This window comes from Actinoalloteichus caeruleus (genome assembly GCF_049311605.1).
Taxonomy (GTDB): domain Bacteria; phylum Actinomycetota; class Actinomycetes; order Mycobacteriales; family Pseudonocardiaceae; genus Actinoalloteichus_B; species Actinoalloteichus_B caeruleus.
This window is the reverse complement of sequence record NZ_CP186005.1, coordinates 3,911,159-3,932,551: the sequence shown is the minus strand read 5'-3', so window position 1 is coordinate 3,932,551 and position 21,393 is coordinate 3,911,159. Positions and strand designations below refer to the sequence as shown.

At 72.1% G+C, this 21,393-nt stretch carries 16 protein-coding genes; 11 read left to right on the top strand and 5 right to left on the bottom strand.

Going from position 1 to position 21,393, the window contains the following annotated elements:
• Positions 1 to 38 precede the first annotated feature (38 nt).
• Positions 39 to 746 carry an HNH endonuclease family protein gene (locus ACOJVX_RS15720; protein WP_026418764.1) on the bottom strand — a complete coding sequence of 236 codons (708 nt, stop codon included), beginning with the start codon at positions 744 to 746 and terminating at the stop codon, positions 39 to 41.
• A gap of 332 nt (positions 747 to 1,078) precedes the next feature.
• Positions 1,079 to 1,798 carry a sulfite exporter TauE/SafE family protein gene (locus ACOJVX_RS15715; protein ID WP_103056538.1) on the bottom strand — a complete coding sequence of 240 codons (720 nt, stop codon included), beginning with the start codon at positions 1,796 to 1,798 and terminating at the stop codon, positions 1,079 to 1,081.
• Positions 1,799 to 2,383: 585 nt separating this feature from the next.
• Here ACOJVX_RS15715 and dacB point away from each other — a divergent pair.
• Complete coding sequence (gene dacB / locus ACOJVX_RS15710; RefSeq protein WP_422646880.1) at positions 2,384 to 3,982, top strand: D-alanyl-D-alanine carboxypeptidase/D-alanyl-D-alanine endopeptidase; 1,599 nt, start codon at positions 2,384 to 2,386, stop codon at positions 3,980 to 3,982.
• A 132-nt stretch (positions 3,983 to 4,114) separates the two neighbouring features.
• Here the strand turns inward: dacB and ACOJVX_RS15705 are convergent, their stop codons facing one another.
• The 3 genes from ACOJVX_RS15705 to ACOJVX_RS15695 form a co-directional block, all read right to left on the bottom strand.
• Positions 4,115 to 6,916, bottom strand: a complete 2,802-nt coding sequence (locus tag ACOJVX_RS15705) for an aconitate hydratase (RefSeq protein ID WP_026418768.1) — start codon at positions 6,914 to 6,916, stop codon at positions 4,115 to 4,117.
• 194 nt (positions 6,917 to 7,110) lie between these two features.
• The gene (locus tag ACOJVX_RS15700; protein WP_422646879.1) at positions 7,111 to 8,556 is read right to left on the bottom strand and encodes a flagellar basal body protein FliL; all 1,446 of its coding nucleotides are present in this window, start codon (positions 8,554 to 8,556) and stop codon (positions 7,111 to 7,113) included.
• Position 8,557: 1 nt separating this feature from the next.
• Positions 8,558 to 8,983 carry a hypothetical protein gene (locus ACOJVX_RS15695; protein ID WP_155886124.1) on the bottom strand — a complete coding sequence of 142 codons (426 nt, stop codon included), beginning with the start codon at positions 8,981 to 8,983 and terminating at the stop codon, positions 8,558 to 8,560.
• Between the two features lie 211 nt (positions 8,984 to 9,194).
• On the opposite strand from ACOJVX_RS15695, the gene ACOJVX_RS15690 reads away from it, so the two are divergent.
• From ACOJVX_RS15690 to fabI, 10 genes are all read left to right on the top strand, one after another.
• Positions 9,195 to 10,595: an NlpC/P60 family protein gene (locus ACOJVX_RS15690; RefSeq protein ID WP_422646878.1), complete on the top strand. Its 1,401-nt coding sequence runs from the start codon at positions 9,195 to 9,197 to the stop codon at positions 10,593 to 10,595.
• A gap of 744 nt (positions 10,596 to 11,339) precedes the next feature.
• Complete coding sequence (locus tag ACOJVX_RS15685; protein ID WP_030106007.1) at positions 11,340 to 11,750, top strand: VOC family protein; 411 nt, start codon at positions 11,340 to 11,342, stop codon at positions 11,748 to 11,750.
• Between the two features lie 352 nt (positions 11,751 to 12,102).
• Entirely contained in the window at positions 12,103 to 14,493 is a 2,391-nt protein-coding gene (locus ACOJVX_RS15680; protein WP_026418772.1) for an ATP-binding cassette domain-containing protein, read from the top strand.
• 79 nt (positions 14,494 to 14,572) lie between these two features.
• Positions 14,573 to 14,926: a hypothetical protein gene (locus ACOJVX_RS15675; RefSeq protein ID WP_026418773.1), complete on the top strand. Its 354-nt coding sequence runs from the start codon at positions 14,573 to 14,575 to the stop codon at positions 14,924 to 14,926.
• A gap of 433 nt (positions 14,927 to 15,359) precedes the next feature.
• On the top strand, positions 15,360 to 15,953 hold the full coding sequence (gene mobA / locus ACOJVX_RS15670; RefSeq protein WP_030226842.1) for a molybdenum cofactor guanylyltransferase: 594 nt from the start codon (positions 15,360 to 15,362) through the stop codon (positions 15,951 to 15,953).
• An 855-nt stretch (positions 15,954 to 16,808) separates the two neighbouring features.
• Positions 16,809 to 17,804 (top strand): AAA family ATPase, encoded by a 996-nt coding sequence (locus ACOJVX_RS15665; RefSeq protein WP_248783893.1) that lies wholly within the window; start codon positions 16,809 to 16,811, stop codon positions 17,802 to 17,804.
• Positions 17,801 to 18,754, top strand: coding sequence for a DUF58 domain-containing protein (locus ACOJVX_RS15660; RefSeq protein ID WP_026418775.1), 954 nt, complete (start codon positions 17,801 to 17,803; stop codon positions 18,752 to 18,754). The genes ACOJVX_RS15665 and ACOJVX_RS15660 overlap by 4 nt, the downstream gene beginning before the upstream one ends.
• Before the next feature lie 8 nt (positions 18,755 to 18,762).
• Entirely contained in the window at positions 18,763 to 19,725 is a 963-nt protein-coding gene (locus tag ACOJVX_RS15655; protein ID WP_026418776.1) for a VWA domain-containing protein, read from the top strand.
• A 142-nt stretch (positions 19,726 to 19,867) separates the two neighbouring features.
• A complete protein-coding gene (fabG, locus tag ACOJVX_RS15650) occupies positions 19,868 to 20,572 on the top strand; it encodes a 3-oxoacyl-[acyl-carrier-protein] reductase (RefSeq protein ID WP_026418777.1) in 705 nt (234 codons plus the stop codon).
• A 49-nt stretch (positions 20,573 to 20,621) separates the two neighbouring features.
• Positions 20,622 to 21,389, top strand: coding sequence for an enoyl-ACP reductase FabI (gene fabI, locus ACOJVX_RS15645; protein ID WP_026418778.1), 768 nt, complete (start codon positions 20,622 to 20,624; stop codon positions 21,387 to 21,389).
• The last annotated feature ends 4 nt before the right edge of the window (positions 21,390 to 21,393 follow it).

The window sequence follows — 21,393 nt, the reverse complement described above, 5'->3', positions numbered from 1 at the left end:
CGCGCGGTCCGGGGCGGGGAACGTCGCGGACCGTTCGGTCAGCAGTGGTCCAGCATCTCCAGCAGCGCCGCTCGTTCCGGCTCGGTCACGGTCAGCTCCCAGTGGTGCTTGACCGCGATCCAGTCCTGGGCGTAGGTGCACCAGTACCCGGTGGCCGGCGGCTTCCACTGGTCCGGGGTCTGGTCGCCCTTCGCCCGGTTCGAGGAGGCCGACACGGCGATCAGCTGCGGGGTGTCGAGGTCGTTGGCGAACCGCTCGCGCCGCTCGTCGTCCCACTCGTCCGCGCCGCTGCGCCACCCGGCGGCGAGTGGTACCACGTGGTCGATGTCCAGGTCCGAGGCGTCGTCGAACTCCTCGTCGTCGTACACGCTGTGCCAGGTGCCGGACTGCGAGCGGCACTCCTCGTCGGTGACGACGTCGACCCCGTCGCGGACCAGCACGGTCTCCCTGGTGTTGCAGTTGTCGCCCTGGCTGATCCAGTGCCGGAAGCGGTCCCGCGAGTACCCGCGCATCGGGCGTTCGGCGGCGATCTCCAGCTCGTCGAGCAGGGCGGCCGCGCCGTCGGCGTCTCCCGGGGTGGGAGCACCCTGGCCCGACCCGATCTCCTGTTCCTGGTCGTCGAGGAACGGCAGGTGGTCGCGGGCGACGTACCCCACCACCACGAGGGCCACCGCCACCAGGGTGATGAGCACGGACCGCACCGTGGTGTTCTGCTGCTTGCCGCCGGAACGGGACTGTCCTGTCATCCTCGCCTCACCCAGAGCGGGCCGTGGTGCCGAGCCCGAATGTGCACTGCCTGCCGGAGATCAGCCTATCGGGGGCTCAGGGGACCGATCACTTGCCTGATGAGGTGATTTCTGGTGACGGGCGAGCGGCCGGGCGCGGTCACCGGTCCCGCCGGCACCGGAGGGCGCGTTCCCGTGTTCCGGCGGTGGCACCGGGAACCGACGTCCGGTGTGGAGGCCGGTGCGGGGGCGGTGCCGGACCGCCGACGTCGGCGTCCGGCCGACCGGGGCGGCCAGCGCTCACCACGGCCCGATCGGTGGGCGTGCCCCTGACCAGGACGGGCCCCTGGCGGTCACCAGAACAGGCTGCGGGCGATCAACAGCACGGCGCTGAAGGCGGTGACACCCAGGAGAGCGCGGCGGAGGAGACCGGCGTCGACCACCCGCCGCAGCGGACCCGACAGGGCGAAGCCCGCCAGGAGGAAGGGCAGCAACGCGGCGGCGGCGACCAACTCCGTCGTGCCGACCTGACCGCCGACGGCGAGTGCCAGGACGGACAAGGTCGAGCCGAGGCAGAAGTACGCGCCCATCGTGGCGCGCACCTTCGGCCCTTTCTCCCGTTGGTACAGCAAGGCCACCGGAGGACCCCCGATCGAGGAGGCGGTACCGAAGACGCCACCCGCGGTGCCGGCCACCAGCAGCGCCCCACGAGTCGGGCTGGGACGCCAGGAGAGGACGGAGAGGACGACGCACACCAGCACTGACACGCCCACCACCACGGAGAACTCGCGCTGCGGCAACCAGACGACCGCCCAGACCCCGACAGCCGTGCCCGCCGCCCGACCGATCATCGCCCAACCCACGCCGCCCCAGTCGGTCGAGCGGTGCTCGCGGACGAGGGTCATGGCGGCGTGCAGCGTCCCCACCACGAGGAGGGGGACCGGTACCAACTCGGGAGCGATCATGATCAGGAACGGCGCGGCCAACAGGTTCATGCCGAGACCGACCGCTCCCTGGATGGTCGCCCCGACCATGACGATCAGACCTGCCACGAACAGGGCGGCCAGCGACATCGTTCCTCCCGAACTCAGGTGAAGCCCCTTCCCGGCAGCCAGGTGTGGCGTGCCCACGCCACACGATGTTCCGGCTCGTGGAAGGGTGCTTCCGTCACATGACCGCCTGCGGGCCGGCGCAACCCTAACGTGTGGTGCCCGGTGGGAACAGCCCGTTGAGGCGGACCGGGGGCGGACTCGGGGCCGCGCCCACCCGCCGCGCGGTACCACCTCCTCCGCCGGCTGACCCGAGCACCGGGTGACGACACTGGCAGCCCCGGCCAGGACCGGGAGCGAACCCCTCGGTGACCAGCGCGGAGGTGGCCAGCTGGGGTGGTGGGCCCCGGCCTGTCCGCTGGGCGGGCACCGAGATCGGCGGGGACGACGGGCTCGCGGGCCGACCCCGACCCCGTGGTGGGTGTGGCGGAGGACACCGCGCCGTCCCGTCGCCCGATATCGCCAGCGAACACCGCCCACGGCCACCGGCGGGCGACGGGTCACCCTGGCGCGTCACGGAGCCGCCCACCTGGACGTTGACCTTGGTTCTTCCGGCTGGCTACGCTTTTTCGGCTCGTCGGGGGCTCACGCACACTCGTGGAGGCAGCGATGGCCAGACGACCGACCTCACTCCTGGCGCTCGGGATCAGCCTCGTGCTGCTCGCCGGGGCTGCCGTCACCGCGACCGCCTCGTCCGACCCCACCGGCCGCGCCGCCCTCACCGCCGACCTCGACCGCATCCTCGACGATCCCCGGCTCGCGGGAGCGCGGACCGCGGTGGTGGTGCGGTCCGCGGAGACCGGTGAGACCCTGTACGACCGGGGCGGCTCCGACCTGCTGCTCCCCGCCTCCAACGGCAAGCTGCTCACCGCGGCGGCCGCGCTGTCCGCGCTGGGCCCCGACCACCGGTTCACGACCAGCCTGCACGCCGCCTCCCCGCCCAGGGGAGGCGCCCTCCCTGGCGACCTCCACCTCCGGGGGACCGGCGACCCGACCATGTTGGCCGAGGACTACGCGGAACTCGCCGAACGGCTGGTCGAGGCAGGGGTGCGGGTCGTGCGCGGCGACCTGGTGGCCGACGACACCTGGTTCGACGAGGTCCCGTTGGGGGTTGGCTGGTCCTGGGACGACGAGCCGTACTACTACTCGGCGCAGATCTCCGCGCTCACCGTCGCGCCGGACACCGACTACGACTCCGGGACCGTCGTCGTGCGCGTCGTGCCGGGCGACCAGCCCGGCGACCCGACGACCGTGGAGGTGGTACCCCCGACCGACCACGTCCGGGTCGTCAACCAGTCCACCACCGCGATGGCGGAGGACGCGGCCGGCTTCGCGGTGGAACGGCGACGGGGCGGCAACGACATCGTCGTGCGGGGCTCGCTGGCGGCGGGTTCCGGCCCGGTGGAGCGGTACAGCACCGTCGACGACCCCACCGGGTACGCGGCGGACGTGCTCCGGAGCGCTCTCGACGAGGCGGGGATCAGGGTGAACGGCGGGATCCGCCGTGGCGCGACGCCGGAGGACGCCGTTCAGCTCGCGGTCCGCGAGTCGATGCCGCTGCGGGAACTGCTGGTGCCCTTCATGAAGCTGAGCAACAACGGCCACGCCGAGATCCTCGTGAAGACCCTGGGGGCCGAGCTCCGGGGTTCCGGGACCTGGGCGGCCGGCACCGAGGTCCTCTCCGAGGAGCTGGCCGAGCTGGGCCTGCCCGCTGCCGGCTACCGGATGGTCGACGGATCGGGCCTGTCCCGGATGGACATGGTGACCGCCGGCCAGCTCGCCGACCTCCTCGTCCAGGCGCGCGAGGAGCCCTGGTTCGAGGTGTTCCTGGCGTCGCTACCGGTGGCCGGCGATCCCGACCGCCTGGTCGGGGGCACGCTGCGGTCGCGGATGGCCGGCACGGAGGCGGAGGGCAACGTGCTGGCCAAGACCGGTTCCCTGACCGGCGTGACGGGACTGTCGGGGTACGTCACCGCCACCGACGGCCAACCGTTGGTGTTCTCGATCCTGTCCAACAACTACCTCTCGCCCAGCCCGCGCGACGTCGAGGACGCCGTCGCGGTCCGGCTGGCGGAGTACCGGGGCGCGGAGGACCGGCCACTGCCCATGTCGCGTGCCACCGGCGCTCCGGTGTCGCCCTCGGACGACCCCGCGACCGGCGTCGACGAGTCCGTCCTCGAGTGCTCCTGGGTACCGGCTGGCTGCTGACACCCAGCGGGGCGCCACGCACCAGCACCGGACCGCCGTCGGGGCCGTCGGCACGGGCCCGGCGATACGAGAACGGCGCGGTGACCGCCCGGGTTCGGGGGTCACCGCGCCGCCGCGCTCGGCACGCCTGGATCAGCCGCGCACCATCTTCCGCAGCACGTACTGCATGATGCCGCCGTTGCGGTAGTAGTCCGCCTCGCCCGGGGTGTCGATCCGGACCACGGCGTCGAACTCGACCCGCTGCCCGTCCTCCCCGGTGGCGGTCACCCGGACGGTCCTGGGGGTGGAACCGTCGTTCAGCTCCGTCACCCCGCTGATGTCGAAGGTCTCGACACCGGACAACCCGAGCGACTCCACGCTCTCGCCCTCCGGGAACTGGAGCGGGAGCACCCCCATCCCGATCAGGTTCGACCGGTGGATGCGCTCGAAGGACTCCGCGATGACCGCGCGGACGCCCAGCAGCGACGTGCCCTTGGCCGCCCAGTCGCGGGAGGACCCGGATCCGTACTCCTTGCCCGCCAGGATGACCAGCGGCACGCCCGCCTCGGCGTAGGCCACGGAGGCGTCGTAGATCGTGGTCTGCTCACCGCCGGCCAGGAAGTTCCTCGTGAAGCCGCCCTGGACGTCGTCGAGGAGCAGGTTCCGCAGCCGGATGTTGGCGAAGGTCCCCCGGATCATCACCTCGTGGTTGCCACGACGGGAACCGTAGGAGTTGAAGTCCTTGCGCTCGACACCGTGCTCCCGCAGGTAGCGACCGGCGGGGGAGTCGGCCTTGATGGCACCGGCCGGCGAGATGTGGTCGGTGGTGACCGAGTCGCCGAGCCGGGCCAGCACGCGGGCACCGGCGATGTCGGTGACGGCCTCGGGCTCCATGCCCATGCCCTCGAAGTACGGGGGGCGGCGGACGTAGGTGGAGTCGGCGTCCCACTCGAAGGTCTTGCCCTCGGGGGTGGGCAGCGAACGCCAGCGGTCGTCACCGGCGAACACGTCGGAGTAGCCCTCGCTGAAGCCCTCCGCCGAGATCGCCGAGCCGATGACCTCCTGGACCTCCTGCGGGGAGGGCCAGATGTCCGACAGGTACACCGACTCGCCGTTCTGGTCGGTGCCCAGCGGTTCGGTGCTCAGGTCGAGGTCCATCGAGCCGGCCAGCGCGTAGGCCACCACCAGCGGCGGGCTGGCCAGGTAGTTCATCTTGACGTCCGGGTTGATCCGGCCCTCGAAGTTGCGGTTGCCGGAGAGGACGGAGACCACGGCGAGGTCGGCGTCGTTCACCGCCGTCGAGATCTCCTCCTGGAGCGGCCCGGAGTTGCCGATGCAGGTGGTGCAGCCGTAACCGACCAGGTTGAAGCCGAGCTTCTCCAGGTAGGGCAGGAGCCCCGCCCGCTCGTAGTAGTCCATGACGACCTTGGAGCCGGGGGCGAGGGTCGTCTTCACCCACGGCTTGGAGGACAGGCCCCGCTCGACGGCCTTCCTGGCCAGCAGCGCCGCCCCGATCATCACCGAGGGGTTCGAGGTGTTGGTGCACGAGGTGATCGCGGCGATCGCCACCGCGCCGTGGTCGAGCTCGAAGGTGCCGGCCTCGGTGGTGACCCTGGTCGGACGGCTGGGACGCCCGGCGGCGCCGTTCGCCGCGGACAGCACGGTCCGGGGCTTGCCGCCCTCGTCATCCGCGTGGGCGTAGGTGGGCGAGTCGCTGGCTGGGAAGGACTCCTCCACGGCCTCGTCCACGACGGACTCACCGGGGCTGACGTACTCGCCGATGGTGTTGCGGAACGCCTGCTTGGCCGCGGCCAGCTCGATCCTGTCCTGGGGGCGCTTCGGGCCGGCGATGGAGGGCACGACGGTGCCCAGGTCCAGCTCCAGGGTCTCGGAGTACAGCGGCTCGGCGTCGGGGTCGTGCCAGAGCCCCTGCTCCTTGGCGTAGGCCTCGACGAGCGCGACCTGCTCGGCGGACCGACCGGTCAGCTTGAGGTAGTCGATGGTCTCCCCGTCGACGGGGAAGATGGCGCACGTCGACCCGAACTCGGGGCTCATGTTCCCGATGGTCGCGCGGTTCGCGAGCGGCACCGCGCCCACGCCCGACCCGTAGAACTCGACGAACTTGCCGACGACACCGTGTTCCCGCAGCATCTCGGTGATCGTCAGCACCAGGTCCGTCGCGGTCGTGCCCGAGGGCAGTTCGCCGTGCAGCTTGAACCCCACCACCCGGGGGATCAGCATCGAGACCGGCTGGCCGAGCATCGCGGCCTCGGCCTCGATCCCGCCGACGCCCCAGCCCAGCACGCCGATGCCGTTCACCATCGTCGTGTGGCTGTCGGTGCCCACCAGCGTGTCCGGGTAGGCCTGCCCGCCACGGGTCATCACGACCCGGGCCAGGTGCTCGATGTTCACCTGGTGCACGATGCCGGTTCCCGGCGGGACCACCTTGAACTCGTCGAACGCGCTCTGGCCCCAGCGCAGGAACTGGTAGCGCTCGCGGTTGCGCTGGTACTCCAGGTCCACGTTGCGCTCGAAGGCGTCCGGGCTGCCGAAGATGTCCGCGATCACCGAGTGGTCGATGACCAGCTCGGCCGGGGCCAGCGGGTTCACCTTGCTGGGGTCACCGCCGAGCTGGGCGACGGCCTCCCGCATGGTGGCCAGGTCCACCACGCAGGGGACGCCGGTGAAGTCCTGCATGATCACCCGGGCCGGGGTGAACTGGATCTCGGTCGACGGGTCGGCCTTGGGGTCCCAGTTCACCAGCGCCCGCACGTGGTCGGCCGTGATGTTCTGGCCGTCCTCGGTGCGGAGCAGGTTCTCCAACAGGATCTTCAGGCTGAACGGGAGTCGGTCGGCTCCGGGCAGCGCGCTCAGTCGGAACACCTCGTGGGAGGCGTCGCCGACGGTGAGCGTGCCGCGCGCGCCGAAGCTGTCCTGGCTCGCAGGTGCGGTCACGTCAAACACTCCATCTCGCGACGGTGCAAGGTCAGTTCGGGAGACGGGTCAAGTCTGGCCCAGCCGGTTCTGCCGTGCCGATCGACCTCGCCGCAGCACAAACAGTACGCTTGTCCTTTTTTGGTTTTCAAGGCGGGGTGCGGTTTCCGGGTCGAGGTACCACCACGTCACGGAGCGGTTCGCGGGCGACCGGATCAGCGCGGGGCCGTCGCCAGCAGCGCGTCGATGTCCTCGGGCTCCACGCTGCTCAACACGACCGCCATCAGGTCGATCCCGGTGCGGAACGGGCTGACGTACCACTCGCCGTCCACCTCGACCGTCACGATCCCCGCCCCCAGCACGTTCTCGGCGAGACGCTCGATGAACGGCAACGCCTCCTGCGGGAACGCGGGGTCCTGCGACAGGCTCATCCGGGCCTGTTCCACCGGGCACAGCCGCTCCGAGCCCTGCGGTCCGGTGGCCTGGAGGCAGTCGCCATCCCGCTGGATCGACACCTGCTCGCCGTTCACCTCCAGGGACACGTGGTCGAGGGAGACCCGCGTCCCACCCGTCACGTCGGTGGTCGACGTGTTCAGCTCCACCAGGCGCGCCCCCGTCGGCTCGGTCTGCCCCACCGCCTCCAGCAGGAGCGGGCCGAGGTCGTGGACCACGGCCATCTCGTCGGGCGGCAGCAGTTCCACCAACCGGCGAACATCCACGTCCAACGCCGCCGTCACCAGCTGCTCGACGGCCGCCTCGGGGGAGTCAGCCCCGACGGCCGGGACGGAGTCCCTCGGCCACCCCATGCCCGACTCCCGCAGCGCGAAGTCCGCCACGGTGTAGAACATGCTCGGGTACCACTCGCCGTCGACCTGGATGGTCGCGATCCGCAGCGGCTGGCCGGTCTCCGGCAGGCTGGCCAGGTCGATGGTCTCGCTTTCGGCCGTGGTGTCCGGGAGCTCGGGCATGACGTCCAGGACCTTGTCCGAGAAGGGCATGTCCTCGGGCGACGCGCTCTCCAGGGTGAGCGTCCCGGAGGACACCGAGTTGATGACGAGGTGCTCGTTCACCCGTTCCTCGGCCGCCTCGTCGAACGCCAGACCCTCGAGTGAGCCATTGAAGCTCAGCGCGGCGGGGTCGGCGGACTCGTCGAAGATCCCGATCCGGGTCAACTCCCCGGTCATGATCTCGAAGTAGTCGGCGCTCAGCCTGGCCTCCGCCGGTGCGAGCGACTCGAGGAGGCCGACGGCGTCCTCCTGCTCGACGGCCGTGAGCAGCCGACTCGCCGCGCTGGCCGGATCAGCCTCACCGGACGCCGCGGCGGAACCGTTGCCGAAGGCGAAGTAGCTGCCCACGGCCGCCGCGCCCACCGCGACCACACCAACCAGCGAACCGACGAGCAGGCCGGTGCGCCGGTTCTTCGCCGGCGGTGGCTGACCGGGGCCGCCGGGAAAACCACCGGGGCCGCCGGGCGGTAACTGCCCCGGGTAGGGCTGACCCTGCTGCGGGTACTGGTAACCCTGCGGCGGCTGCGGGTGGCCGCCACCGTGTGGCGGGGTTCCCGGGGGCGGCCCAGCCGGCCCAGGGGCGTACGGGGCATGCTGGTCCGGGCCGGGCTGCTCAGGCTGCCACGGGTTTCCGAGTCCCGGTGGGTAGGTCACGTCACTTCTCCTGTTGCCGATGGAACGTCGTCCGGTGGACGACGAGCGCGCCGAGGCTGCCGATGAGGACCACGACCGCCCCCAGTGCGGTCGTGACGGGGCCGAGGGCCATGACCGTGATCAGGCCGGCGCTGGTGATCCCTTGGACGCTCGCGATGACCCCCACGGTTCCCGCGAGGAGCGAGAAAACCACGCCGAGCGCCGCACCCGTCCTCGACCACCCCGCCAGGTGCAGCAGCAGGATCGCCGCCGCAAGGGGGACCAGCATCGGCCACCCGGGGAGCAGGTACTCCACCGGAGTGCCCTCCACCAGGCCGAACCGGCGCAGCACTCCCACGGTCTGGTGGCTGTCCCGGTACGTCGAGCCGGACCTCAACCACGGCAGGAACGTGCCCACCACCGCCACGACCAGTCCGGCACCACTCACCACCGAGGCGGTCCTCCCGGCCTTCGCACGCACGGACGCAGTCTCGCAGCTCACCCGGACGGGCGAAACGACTCCGGCGGTCGGAGCCGGAACCACCCCGAGATGAGCAGCGGTTCTCCTGCGCCCGGCGTGATGTACGTGACTGGTGGGACAGCTGCGACGAATGGCCACTCCTGATGCCCTGGTGCACAGTTGCTCACGCGATGGCGAGGTGTCCGGGGCGACCCACCGCGACGCGCACGACGGTGGTGAGTGCCCGGGCTGGTCGGCGGGGGTGAGCACGGTGCGGGCACGTGAACCGGTACGAGGACTGCTCGTCGGTGGCCTGGGCGCGCTGCTCACGGTCGGCCTCGCCGGATCGTCCCTGGCCGCACCGCCGCCCAACCCCTCGGACTCCGACATCGACGGCCAACGGGCGGAAGTCGACGCGAACGCGGCCAGAGTCGGGCGCCTCACCGGCCGGCTGGCCGAGGTCGAGGCGCGACTGGATGCCGTGCTCACCGAGGTGGCGCTGCGCCGCGAGGACGCGAGCCGAGCACAGGTGGACCTCGACAGGGCGCGGTGGCGCCACCAGGAGGCGGAGGACAGGGCCGCCGAGGCCGCCGAGGCCGCGCGTGACGTGGGAGACCGGCTGGCCGCGCTGCGGACCGACATGGACTCCTTCGCCTCCGAGAGCTACCAGGGCGGCGGGGCCGTCAACTCCCTCGGCGCCTACCTCGGCGCCAGCAGCCCCAAGGACCTGCTGGACCGCGCGCAGTACCTGGACGCCGTCGGCGAGAGCCACCAGGCCGCGATGGAGGAGCTGCAGCACGTCAGCACCGACAAGGCCAACAAGGACGCCGCGGCCCGCGACACGCTGCGCGAGGCGCGGGCCAGCGCCGACGCCGCCCTCGAGGCGGAACGGGCCGCGGACACCGCCTACCGGGCCGCCCGTGAGGCCGAGGACGAACAACGGTCGCTCGCCGCCGAGATCGAACGAGAACGCGAGGAGGTCCAGGAGGAACTGGACGCGGCTCGCGACCGGGTCGACGGACTGGAACGGCAGCGGCGCCAGTACGAGCGGTGGCGTCAGGAGGAGGACGACCGGCTGGCCGCGCTCCAGGTCAACCCCCAGCAGGTCGACCCGGGCGCCCTCGCCCCTGGCGAAACCCACCCCGCGCCGAGCCTTCCCGCTCCACCCGCCGACGCCGACGCCGCGATCGAGACGGTGGTGCGCCGCGCCCTGGCCCAGGTGGGAGTGCCCTACTCCTGGGGAGGGGGCAACGCGAACGGGCCCACGCTCGGGGTCCGCGACGGCGGGGTCGCCGACACCCACGGGGACTACCGGAAGGTCGGCTTCGACTGTTCGGGGCTCATGCTCTACGCCTACGCCGGTATCGGGGTGGCCATCCCCAAGTACAGCGGCTACCAGTACGAGGCCGGCCGGCGGGTGCCCCTCGCCGAGAAGCGACGCGGTGACCTCGTGTTCTGGGCGACCGGCGGCAGGATCTACCACGTCGCCCTGTACCTCGGCGACGGCCTGATCGTCGAGGCGCCCTACTCCGGCGGCCACGTCAGGGTCACCCCGATGCGCTACGGGGGCGTCGTGCCGCACGCCGTTCGCCTCGTCTGAGCGGGCGCGCCCGCGCTGACGTCCTCGGCCCACGCGCGCCGTCGGCTACCCCGGACCACGGGCGGGAACCCGGGGTGCGCGGCCCGGGGAGGTGTGCCGCCGTGCCCGACGGCGTGGCGTTCGCCCTTGCCGACGTCCAGGCCGAGGAACACCCCGAAACCGCTGTTCATCCACCATGCCGTTCGTTCGTCGCGGGTGGTCGCCGGTCGAGCCTCGATGGCCAGCACCCACGTGACGACGGGACCTACCGTGTTGGTGGCCGTGTCCCTGTCCAGCGGTCCTTCGACGCCACCAGGTCCGGTGACACCACCCCCGGACGATGGGTTCGACCGGGGGCGTCAGTCATGCCGGGCCTGGCGACCATGACTCCTTGATCAGGAGCTACGGAAAAGGTAACGGGGGAGCGGGGGCGGTCCCTCCCGGCGAGCCGAGGAACGGCGTCCAGCGGTACTGGTCCCGGCCCTTCGGCGGTGGGACGAGCGGTGATCCTCGGGCCGGACGTCCCCCTCCCAGCCCTCCGCGCCCAGGCCGGGAGGCACCAGGACCCAGGCCGGTGGGGAACCCTGCCACCGGCCGCGTTACCAACCCGGTGCCGCGTCGTCAGGCGCGAGCAGTGCCGGCCAGCCACCCGCACGGCACCGCCCACCGCTTCCCCGACCCCGGGCGCGGACGTCACCAGCAGCGGCACCGGTCCGGTCAGGAACCGAGAAGCGGGGGTGCCGAGCCGCATCTAGCCTGGCCGACATGGACGTCACCATCCACGCCAGCTTCCTCCCGCACACCGATCCCGACGCCTCCCTCGTCTTCTACCGCGACGTCCTCGGCTTCGAGGTCCGGAACGACGTCGGGTACGGGGGGATGCGGTGGATCACGGTCGGCCCCACCGGCCAGCCCGGCACGTCCATCGTCCTCCAACCCCCGGCCGCCGACCCCGGTGTCACGGACTCGGAGCGGCGCGCGATCACCGAGATGATGGCCAAGGGGACCTACGCCGGCATCCTCCTGGCCACCCGGGACCTGGACGGCACCTTCCACCGGCTGCGCGAGGCGGACGCCGACATCGTCCAGGACCCGGTGGAACAGCCGTACGGGATTCGGGATGGTGCCGTCCGCGATCCCTCGGGCAACCTGCTCCGCATCCAGGAACTGCGCTGATCCGCCCAGCGCCCGGGGCCGCCGCGCCACGTGGGACGACCGGGCCTCCTCGGGCGCCGACCGCCGCCGTCGCCGTTCCGGGCTCGGCCGCTGTCAGCAGGCCCGACCACCCGGCACCGGGGCGCCGGTCAGGTTTCGGGTGCGCGGGGCGCCGGCACGGGCGCTCCGACCCCGGGTCGCGGACCGGATGCCGGGGACTCCGCCCGGGGCGTCCCCGTTCCCCGTTCCCCGCGAACCGCACCGACCGCGAACGGCACGTGGCCGTCGTCCTCCGACGTCCCCGGCGCGGGCGGCGCCCGACCGCGAACGGCGGACCCCGACGACCGCACCCCACCAGGGGAGGGAGACCACGATGAGCAGGGCCGCGAGGACGGGTTCCCCCTCGTCCGCCGGACTGGCCGCCGACAGCCACGACGTGTTGCGCGTGCACGGTGCCCGGGAGAACAACCTCCGGGACATCAGCGTGGAGATCCCGAAACGCCGGCTGACGGTGTTCACCGGCGTCTCCGGATCGGGCAAGAGCTCGCTCGTGTTCGGCACGATCGCGGCGGAGTCCCAGCGGTTGATCAACGAGACCTACAGCGCCTTCGTCCAGGGGTTCATACCGGCCCTCGCGAGACCCGAGGTCGACGTCCTGGAAGGGTTGACGACGGCCATCATCGTCGACCAGCAACGGCTCGGGTCGGACCCGCGCTCCACCGTCGGCACCGTCACCGACGTCCACGCGATGCTGCGCGTCCTCTTCAGCCGGCTCGGCCAACCCCACGTCGGCTCGCCGAACGCCTTCTCCTTCAACGTGCCCTCGGTCCGCGCCCACGGCGCGATCACCGTCGAGCGCGGAGCGAGCCGGACCGTCAGGCAGACCTTCTCCCGCACCGGGGGCATGTGCCCGCGCTGCGAGGGCAGGGGAACGGTCTCGGACCTCGATCTCACCCAGCTCTTCGACGACTCCAAATCCCTCGCCGAGGGCGCGCTCACCATCCCGGGCTGGAAGTCGGACAGCCTGTGGACCGTCCGCGTCTACGCCGAGTCCGGCCTCCTCGACCCGAACAAGCCGATCCGGGAGTACACGCGCGGGGAGATGGACGCCTTCCTCCACCACGAACCGACCAAGGTCAGGGTCGAGGGTGTCAACCTGACCTACGAGGGGCTCATCCCCAAAGTGCGCAAGTCCTTCCTCGCCAAGGACCGGGAGGCCATGCAGCCGCACATCCGGGCCTTCGTGGACCGGGCGGTCACCTTCGCCACCTGCCCCGACTGCGACGGCACCAGGCTGGCCGAGGCGGCCCGGTCGTCCAGGATCCAGGGGAGGAACATCGCCGACGTCTGCGCGCTCCAGATCAGCGACCTCGCCGAGTGGGTCCGCGGCCTCGACGAACCCTCCGTGGCGCCGCTGCTGGACGCGATGGGGCGCACCCTCGACTCGTTCGTGGAGATCGGCCTGGGCTACCTCTCCCTGGACAGGCCCTCGGGAACCCTGTCGGGTGGTGAGGCGCAACGGGTCAAGATGATCCGGCACCTCGGCTCCTCGCTCACCGACGTCACCTACGTCTTCGACGAACCCACCACCGGCCTGCACCCCCACGACATCCAACGCATGAACGACCTGCTGCGGCGACTCCGGGACAAGGGCAACACGGTGCTGGTCGTGGAGCACGAGCCGGAGACCATCGCGATCGCCGACCACGTGGTCGACCTCGGTCCCGGAGCCGGCGGCGCGGGCGGCACGGTCTGCTTCGAGGGCACGGTCGAGGGCCTCCGGTCCAGCGGCACCACGACGGGACGGCACCTGGACGACCGGGTCTCCGTCAAGGAGGTGGTGCGCACGCCCACCGGGAGGTTGGAGGTGCGGGGGGCCACCAGGCACAACCTCCGGGACGTCGACGTCGACATCCCACTCGGCGTGCTGGTCGTCGTCACCGGCGTCGCCGGTTCGGGGAAGAGCTCGCTGGTGCACGGGTCGCTCCCCGCCGACGTCCAGGCGGTGTCCATCGACCAGACCCCCATCAGGGGCTCCCGCCGGAGCAACCCGGCGACCTACACCGGCCTGCTCGACCCGGTACGCAAGGCCTTCGCGAAGGCCAACGGGGTGCGGCCGGGGCTGTTCAGCGCCAACTCCGAAGGGGCCTGCCCGAACTGCGGTGGCGCGGGTGTCGTCTACACCGACCTCGGGATGATGGCCGGTGTCGCCACCACCTGCGAGGAATGCGAGGGCAGGCGCTTCCAGGCCTCGGTGTTGGAGCACCGACTCGGAGGGCGCGACATCAGCGAGGTGCTCGGGATGTCGGTCTCCGAGGCGGAGGAGTTCCTCGGTGCCGGCGAAGCGCGGGTGCCGGCGGCGCACACCACCCTCGAACGCCTCGTGGACGTGGGCCTGGGGTACCTGCGGCTCGGACAGCCACTGACCACGCTGTCCGGTGGTGAACGCCAACGCCTCAAGCTCGCCACCCGCATGGCGGAGAAGGGCGGTGCCTACGTCCTCGACGAACCCACCGCCGGCCTGCACCTCGCCGACGTGGAACGACTCCTCGGCCTGCTCGACCGGCTCGTCGACTCCGGGAAGTCGGTCATCGTCGTGGAGCACCACCAGGCCGTGATGGCGCACGCCGACTGGATCATCGACCTCGGGCCGGGTGCCGGGCACGACGGCGGCCGGGTCGTGTTCGAAGGGACCCCCGCCAGCCTCGTCGCGGCGCGGTCCACGCTGACCGGCCGACACCTGGCGGCCTACGCGGGCGCCTGACCGGCAGAGGGCTCGACCGGTGTTCGCGTCGATCTGGGTAGGGTGGGGACGACCGCACAAGATGGATCGGGGTACGCGGATGCGTCGTGGAGGGGTTCGGATCAGGCGGGTCGTCGACCGGGTCAACACCTGTGCCGTCGCCCAGCGCGAGTCGCCCCGGTGGGGCCATTGGGTCCGCCGCTACCTGACCACCGTCACCTACACCGGCCGCCGTTCGGGCCGCAGCTTCACGATCCCGGTCGCCTACCGACGCCGAGGCGAGTACGTGCGCATCCCGGTCAAGCTGCCGGACGCCAAGAACTGGTGGCGCAACTTCACGGGCACCGGCGGGCCGCTGAGCCTGGAACTCGACGGTGCCCCGCGCGCCGGGCACGCCGTGGCGTGCCGGGACGAGCGCGGGCGGGTCACGGTCATCGTCCGGTTGCGCGACTGAGCGCACGGGTGGCGGGGAGCCGTCGCCGGAGTCCGACGTGGCCGGTGGCTGACGCCCCGCACCACGGCCACCCCTTTCCTCCCTCGCGCCTCCGCACCCGCGGCGCACCGCTGCCCCATCGGGCCATCGGCCGTTCGGCCCGGGTGCCGACACTGGCGGGGGCTGAGTTCCGACCCGGCGCCGGTGCCCGGCCCGTCGTGCACCCGCTCGCCGCGTCCCCGGTCCCGGCCCCACGGGAGGTGGCGCCCGGGCACCTCGCGGTCGACAACCGAGCAGGGGCGGGGGATCGTGAGGCGGCAAGCCCCGCCCGAGCGATCGGGAACACCTGCCAGGGACGCCTCCCCACCAGGGAGGCGAGGTGCCGGAGGGCCCGGACCCGACGGCGGAGCGCACCGGCCGACCGGGTGAGGACGGCCCGAACCAGGAGGGCACCGTGACGAGCGCAGCTCCCGTCCAGCACGCGCTGGTCCTCGCCGGCGGGGGTTCCCGCCGTTTCGGGGGAGGCGACAAGACCACGCTGCGGGTGGGCGGGGCCACGTTGCTGGACCGCGTCCTGGGTGCCGTACCCACCGGCACCGACACGGTCGTGGTCGGACCGGAACGTCCCACCGGCGCGGTGGTCCGCTGGACCCGCGAACGGCCCCCGGGCGGCGGGCCGGTCGCCGGGATCGCCGCCGGCCTCCACCTGCTGCCTCCCGCCGACTCCCGCCCCGGGATCCCCCTCGTGGCCCTCCTCGCCGCGGACCACCCCTTCCTCACCCCGGGCACCCTGCACCGGTTGGCGGTGGCGCTGGTGGGGACGACCGGCAGCGGCGCCGTGCTCGTCGATGACGCGGGACGCAGGCAGTGGCTGGTGAGCCTGTGGCGGCTGGACGCCCTGCGCTCGGCGGTCCCCGAGGATCCCGCGCACGCCGCCCTGCGGTCCACCCTGGGCGCGCTGCCGGCCGTCGACGTGCCCTCGGTCGGTGCCGAGGCGTTCGACGTGGACGACAGGGAGGCGGCCGCGCGGGCCGACGAACTGGCCTGAGCGGCCACCCATCCGTTCTGGCGTGAGCGGCCAGCCGTCCGTCCTGGCGGGAACCGGTCCGGTCGACAGCCTCCACTCCGCCCGCACCGCCGCCCACCGGCCACCCGCCCCCCGGTGTCGCGGACGCACGGCGGGCCCCTGGTGGCCGCCCCTGACCGAGGCATCCACCCCCATGCGCCAGCCCGCCTGCCATCCTCACCGGTGCCGAGGCGCTGCCTGGTCACGGAGCCAGGACCGACCGCGCGGCGGGGTGGATCGGACCGTGCCCGTCGCCGAGTACGAGCTGCCCGGACCCGGCAGCGAGCCCCACGGGATCGCGGGTGGGGGCGGACGGGGCGCCGTGAGTGGCCCGTGGAGTGCGGATCGCCAGCTCGGGTCGGGTGCGCGGAGCCAGGCGGTGGCTGACGAGGAGGAGCGAAGGGGCGCGTCTCGCTGGCGGCCGGGGCGCGGCGCCGTGCCGCGGCCCGGCGCGAGGACCCGCCCCCCGGCTCGCGCCGGGACCACGTCCGAGGGCGCCGTGACCAGTTGACCGCGGCCACACCCCTGTTCGGGTTAGCTGTCCGCACTCGCCGACGTGTCGAGTCCGCAGCGGTCCACGGGGGTTCGGCGATACGGTGGTGCCCGTCGTCCGGCGGTCCGCCGGGGTGGTCCGGTCGCCTCGGCGGGGGCGGGGGTCACCCCAGCCCGCGGATGCCGGACACCGAGGCACCACGAGACGTTTTGTCGCAGGAGGTAGGCAGAGTGACCGAGGGCGGGCAGGCCGGCACGGACCAGGGGGGCCAGGCGTCCGGTTACCAGACCGTGGACAGTCACCCGGCCAGCACTCCGGCACAGGACGCCGGGGTCCTCGAACGGATGGTGTTCGAGATCAAGCGGGTGATCGTCGGCCAGGATCGACTGGTCGAGCGGATACTGGTCGGGATGCTGGCCAGGGGCCACATCCTGCTCGAGGGTGTGCCCGGTGTCGCCAAGACGCTGGCAGTGGAGACCGTCGCCCGCGTCATCGGAGGTTCCTACTCCCGCCTCCAGTTCACCCCCGACCTCGTCCCCGCCGACATCCTCGGCACCCGGATCTACCGGCAGGGGAAGGAAGCCTTCGACGTCGAACTCGGTCCCGTCGTCGCGAACTTCGTACTGGCCGACGAGATCAACCGCGCCCCGGCGAAGGTGCAGTCGGCCCTGCTGGAGGTGATGGCCGAGCACCACGTCTCCCTCGGCGGTCGGACCTTCGACATGCCCCAGCCCTTCCTCGTGCTGGCGACGCAGAACCCGATCGAGAACGAGGGGGTCTACCCCCTGCCCGAGGCCCAACGGGACCGCTTCCTGTTCAAGGTCCAGGTCGAGTACCCCAGCCCGGAGGAGGAACGCGAGATCGTCTACCGGATGGGCGTCCGGGCCCCGGAACCCCAGCAGGTCGTCGACCCGCGCGAACTCAGCAGGCTCCAGGACGTCGCGAGCCAGGTCTTCGTGCACCACTCGTTGGTCGACTACGTCGTGCGCCTGGTGGTGGCCACGCGCACCCCTGCCGAACACGGTCTCGCCGACGTCGCAGACTGGATCGCCTACGGCGCGTCCCCCCGAGCCACCCTGGGACTGGTCGCGGCCGCGCGCGCGCTGGCGTTGTTGCGGGGCCGGGACTACGTGCTCCCGCAGGACGTGGTGGACATCGCGCCCGACGTGCTCCGACACCGGTTGGTCCTCTCCTACGACGCTCTCGCCGACAACGTGCCCGTGGACCACGTGGTCTCCCGCGTGCTCCAGACCGTTCCGCTGCCGCAGGTCTCCGCCCGCCCGCAGCAGCCGAGCATGCCGGCACCCGTCGTGCACAACCCCGCCCACCCGCTGCCGTGACCGGAGTTCGGACCACGCCCGACCAGCCCCGACCCGCCTGGGCGCCTCCGACCACGCGGCCGGGGCGGCCCGAGGCGGCACTGCGGTCACTCGAACTCGTGGTTCGGAGGAGGCTGGACGGGCTGCTCCAGGGCAACCACCTCGGCCTGCTGCCCGGGCCGGGCAGCGAGCCCGGCGACGCCCGGGTCTACCAGGTGGGGGACGACGTCCGGCTGATGGACTGGGCGGTCACCGCGCGGACGACGGAACCCCACATCCGGGACACCGCCGCCGACCGGGAGCTGGAGACCTGGCTGGTGATGGACCTCTCGGCCAGCCTCGACTTCGGCACCGTGAACTGCGAGAAGCGGGACCTCGCGGTGGCCGCCGCCTCCGCCCTGGCCTACCTCACCAGGAACGGGGCCAACCGGGTCGGGGCGGTGATCTCCACCGGTGACCGGACGCGTCGGCTCCCCCCGGGGAGCGGGCTGCCACACCTCAGGTCCCTGATCAAGGAGATCGCCGACACCCCTCGGGCGGAGCAGGGTGTTCGGGGCGACCTCGGGGCGGCACTGGAACAACTTCGCAGGCCGAGGCGCAGGCGGGGCCTGGTGGTGGTGATCTCGGACTTCCTCGGCCCCCTGGACTGGGTCCGTCCCCTGCGGGCGCTGGGAGCCCGGCACCAGCTGCTGTCGGTCGAGGTGCTGGACCGCCGTGACCTCGAACTCCCCGACGTGGGAACGGTCGTCCTCGCCGACCCGGAGACGGGGCGGCAGCGTGAGGTGGAGACCACCCCGAGGCTCCGCCGGGACTTCGCCGCCGCCGCCTCGGCCCACCGGGCCGAGGTCGGACGGGAACTGCGGCGCGCCGGCGGCGCGCAGCTCACCCTCCGCACCGACTCCGACTGGATCGCCGACATCGTGCGGTTCGTCGTGACGCGCAAACGACAGTGGTCAGGGGGTACGCGCTGATGCCGAGCCTGGCGTTCGGTGGTTTCGCCACGCCATGGTGGTTCCTGCTCCTGCTCGGGGTGGCCGCGCTGGCGGTTGGCTACCTGCTGGCGATGCGCCGCCGACGACGGGACGCCCTGCGCTTCGCCAACCTGGAGCTGCTCGACAGGGTCGCCCCGCCCACCCCGGGATGGCGGCGCCACACCCCCTCGGGCCTGCTCGGCGTCGCCCTCGTGCTCCTCACGGTCGGTCTGGCCGGCCCGACCACCGAGGACCGCGTTCCCCGGAACCGGGCCACCGTGATGCTCGCGATCGACGTGTCGCTGTCGATGCAGGCCACCGACATCGAGCCGAGCCGGTTGGAGGCGGCCCAGGACGCCGCCGCCGAGTTCGTCGAGGGCATGACCCCCGGGGTCAACGTCGGGCTGGTGTCCTTCGCCGGGTCAGCCACGGTCCTGGTGCCGCCCACCGTCAACCGGGACACCGTGGTCCAGGCGATCCAGGGGCTGCGGCTGGCCGAGGCCACCGCGACCGGGGAGGCCATCACCGCCTCCCTGGCGGCCATCGAGTCCTTCGGGGCCATCGTGAGCGGTGCGGAGGGGCCACCACCCGCCCGCATCGTGCTGATGACCGACGGGAAGCGGACCGTGGGCAAGCTGGAGTTGGACGCGGCCGAGGAGGCTGCCGAGGCCGAGGTGCCGATCTCCACCATCTCCTTCGGCACCGACTCCGGTCGGGTGGAGATCCAGGGGCAGGAGATCGACGTCCCGGTCGACGACGTCATGATGGAGCAGATCGCCGAGATCTCCGGCGGCGAGTTCTACAAGGCGGCCAGCGCCGAGGAGCTCCACCGCGTGTACGACACGCTCGGTGAGCAGATCGGTTACGAACTCCAGCAGGTCGACGCCTCCAAGCCCTGGTTCGTGCTGGGCACCGTCGTCGCGGTGCTCGCCGGGACCTCATCCCTGCTGATCACCAGGCGTGGCATCTGACCCGAGCCGGCCCCCACCCCCGCACAAGTGGCCGACGAACGGGGAATCAGCGCATTCCTTGTAGGACGCCGCATGTCGGCCGGCGGGAGGCGTCCCATAGCGTTGCGTCCAGTCTCGCTCCATCGGCTCGCAGGAGGACGTCTTGGCACGGTCGGTTCTGGTCACCGGAGGAAACCGCGGCATCGGCCTGGCGATCGCCCAGGCCTTCGCGGCGCAGGGCGACAGGGTCGCCGTGACCCACCGGGGCAGCGACGTCCCCGAGGGACTGCTCGGGGTGAAGTGCGACGTCACCGATGCCGCCCAGGTGGAGGCGGCCTTCGCCGAGATCAAGGAGCAGCACGGTCCGGTGGAGGTGCTGGTCGCCAACGCCGGGATCACCGACGACACCCTGCTGCTCCGCATGAGTGAGGACCAGTTCGCCCGGGTCCTCGACGCGAACCTGACCGGCAGCTACCGGGTGGCCAAGCACGCGGCGAGCGCCATGCTCAGGAAGCGGTGGGGCCGGATGGTCTTCATCTCGTCGGTGGTGGGGCTGACCGGTTCCGCCGGCCAGGTGAACTACGCGGCGAGCAAGGCCGGTCTGGTCGGGATGGCCCGCTCCATCGCCAGGGAACTGGGTTCCCGGAACATCACCGCGAACGTGGTCGCGCCGGGATTCGTGGCCACCGACATGACCGACCAGCTCCCGGAGAAGCGGCGTGAGGAGATCCTCGGCCAGGTCCCGCTGGGCCGGTACGCCACCTCGGAGGAGGTCGCCGCGGCGGTGACCTGGCTCGCCTCGGACTCCGCCGCCTACGTCACCGGCGCGGTCATCCCCGTCGACGGCGGCCTCGGCATGGGGCACTGACCCTCCCCGACCACCACTCCAAGCACAGCAACCAGGAAGGACGACACAGGTGACCGGACTGCTGGAGGGCAAGCGCCTCCTGATCACGGGTGTGATCACCGACTCCTCGATCGGTTTCCACGTCGCGAGGAAGGCGCAGGAGGAGGGCGCGACGGTGGTGCTGACCGGTTACGGCCGGCTCAGCCTCGTCGAGCGCATCGCCGGTCGACTGCCCACGCCGGCGCCCGTGGTCGAACTCGACGTCACGGACCAGGAGCACCTCGCCACCCTCGCCGAGCGGGTGGGACAGCACGTGGACGGGCTGGACGGCGTGCTCCACTCCATCGGGTACGCCCCGCCGTCCTGCCTGGGAGGTGGCTTCCTCGACGCGCCGTGGGAGGACGTCGCCACGGCCATGCACACCTCGGCCTACTCGCTGAAGTCCCTGACGACCGCGCTGATGCCGCTGCTCGCCGAGCGGAGCTCCGTCGTGGGGATGGACTTCGACGCCAGGCAGGCCTGGCCCGTCTACGACTGGATGGGCGTCGCCAAGGCGGCGTTGGAGTCCACCAACCGCTACCTGGCGCGGGATCTCGGCGGGAGGGGGGTCCGGGTCAACCTCGTCTCCGCCGGACCGCTGAAGACGATGGCCGCGAAGTCCATCCCCGGTTTCGAGGGCCTGGCCGACGCCTGGACGAGCCGCGCCCCCCTCGGCTGGGACGTCACCGACCCCGAGCCGGTGGCCCGCACGGTGTGCGCGATGCTCTCGGACTGGCTGCCCAGCACCACCGGTTCCATCGTGATGGCTGACGGCGGCTTCCACGCGGTCGGCGTCTGACGCA

Coding starts and splice junctions, on each gene's coding strand:
- ACOJVX_RS15665 (WP_248783893.1), top strand. CDS start 16,809: ATGGTGTTCGAGATCAAGCGGGTGATCGTCGGCCAGGATCGACTGGTC.
- ACOJVX_RS15675 (WP_026418773.1), top strand. CDS start 14,573: ATGCGTCGTGGAGGGGTTCGGATCAGGCGGGTCGTCGACCGGGTCAAC.
- dacB (WP_422646880.1), top strand. CDS start 2,384: ATGGCCAGACGACCGACCTCACTCCTGGCGCTCGGGATCAGCCTCGTG.
- ACOJVX_RS15715 (WP_103056538.1), bottom strand. CDS start 1,798: ATGTCGCTGGCCGCCCTGTTCGTGGCAGGTCTGATCGTCATGGTCGGG.
- ACOJVX_RS15685 (WP_030106007.1), top strand. CDS start 11,340: ATGGACGTCACCATCCACGCCAGCTTCCTCCCGCACACCGATCCCGAC.
- ACOJVX_RS15720 (WP_026418764.1), bottom strand. CDS start 746: ATGACAGGACAGTCCCGTTCCGGCGGCAAGCAGCAGAACACCACGGTG.
- ACOJVX_RS15680 (WP_026418772.1), top strand. CDS start 12,103: ATGAGCAGGGCCGCGAGGACGGGTTCCCCCTCGTCCGCCGGACTGGCC.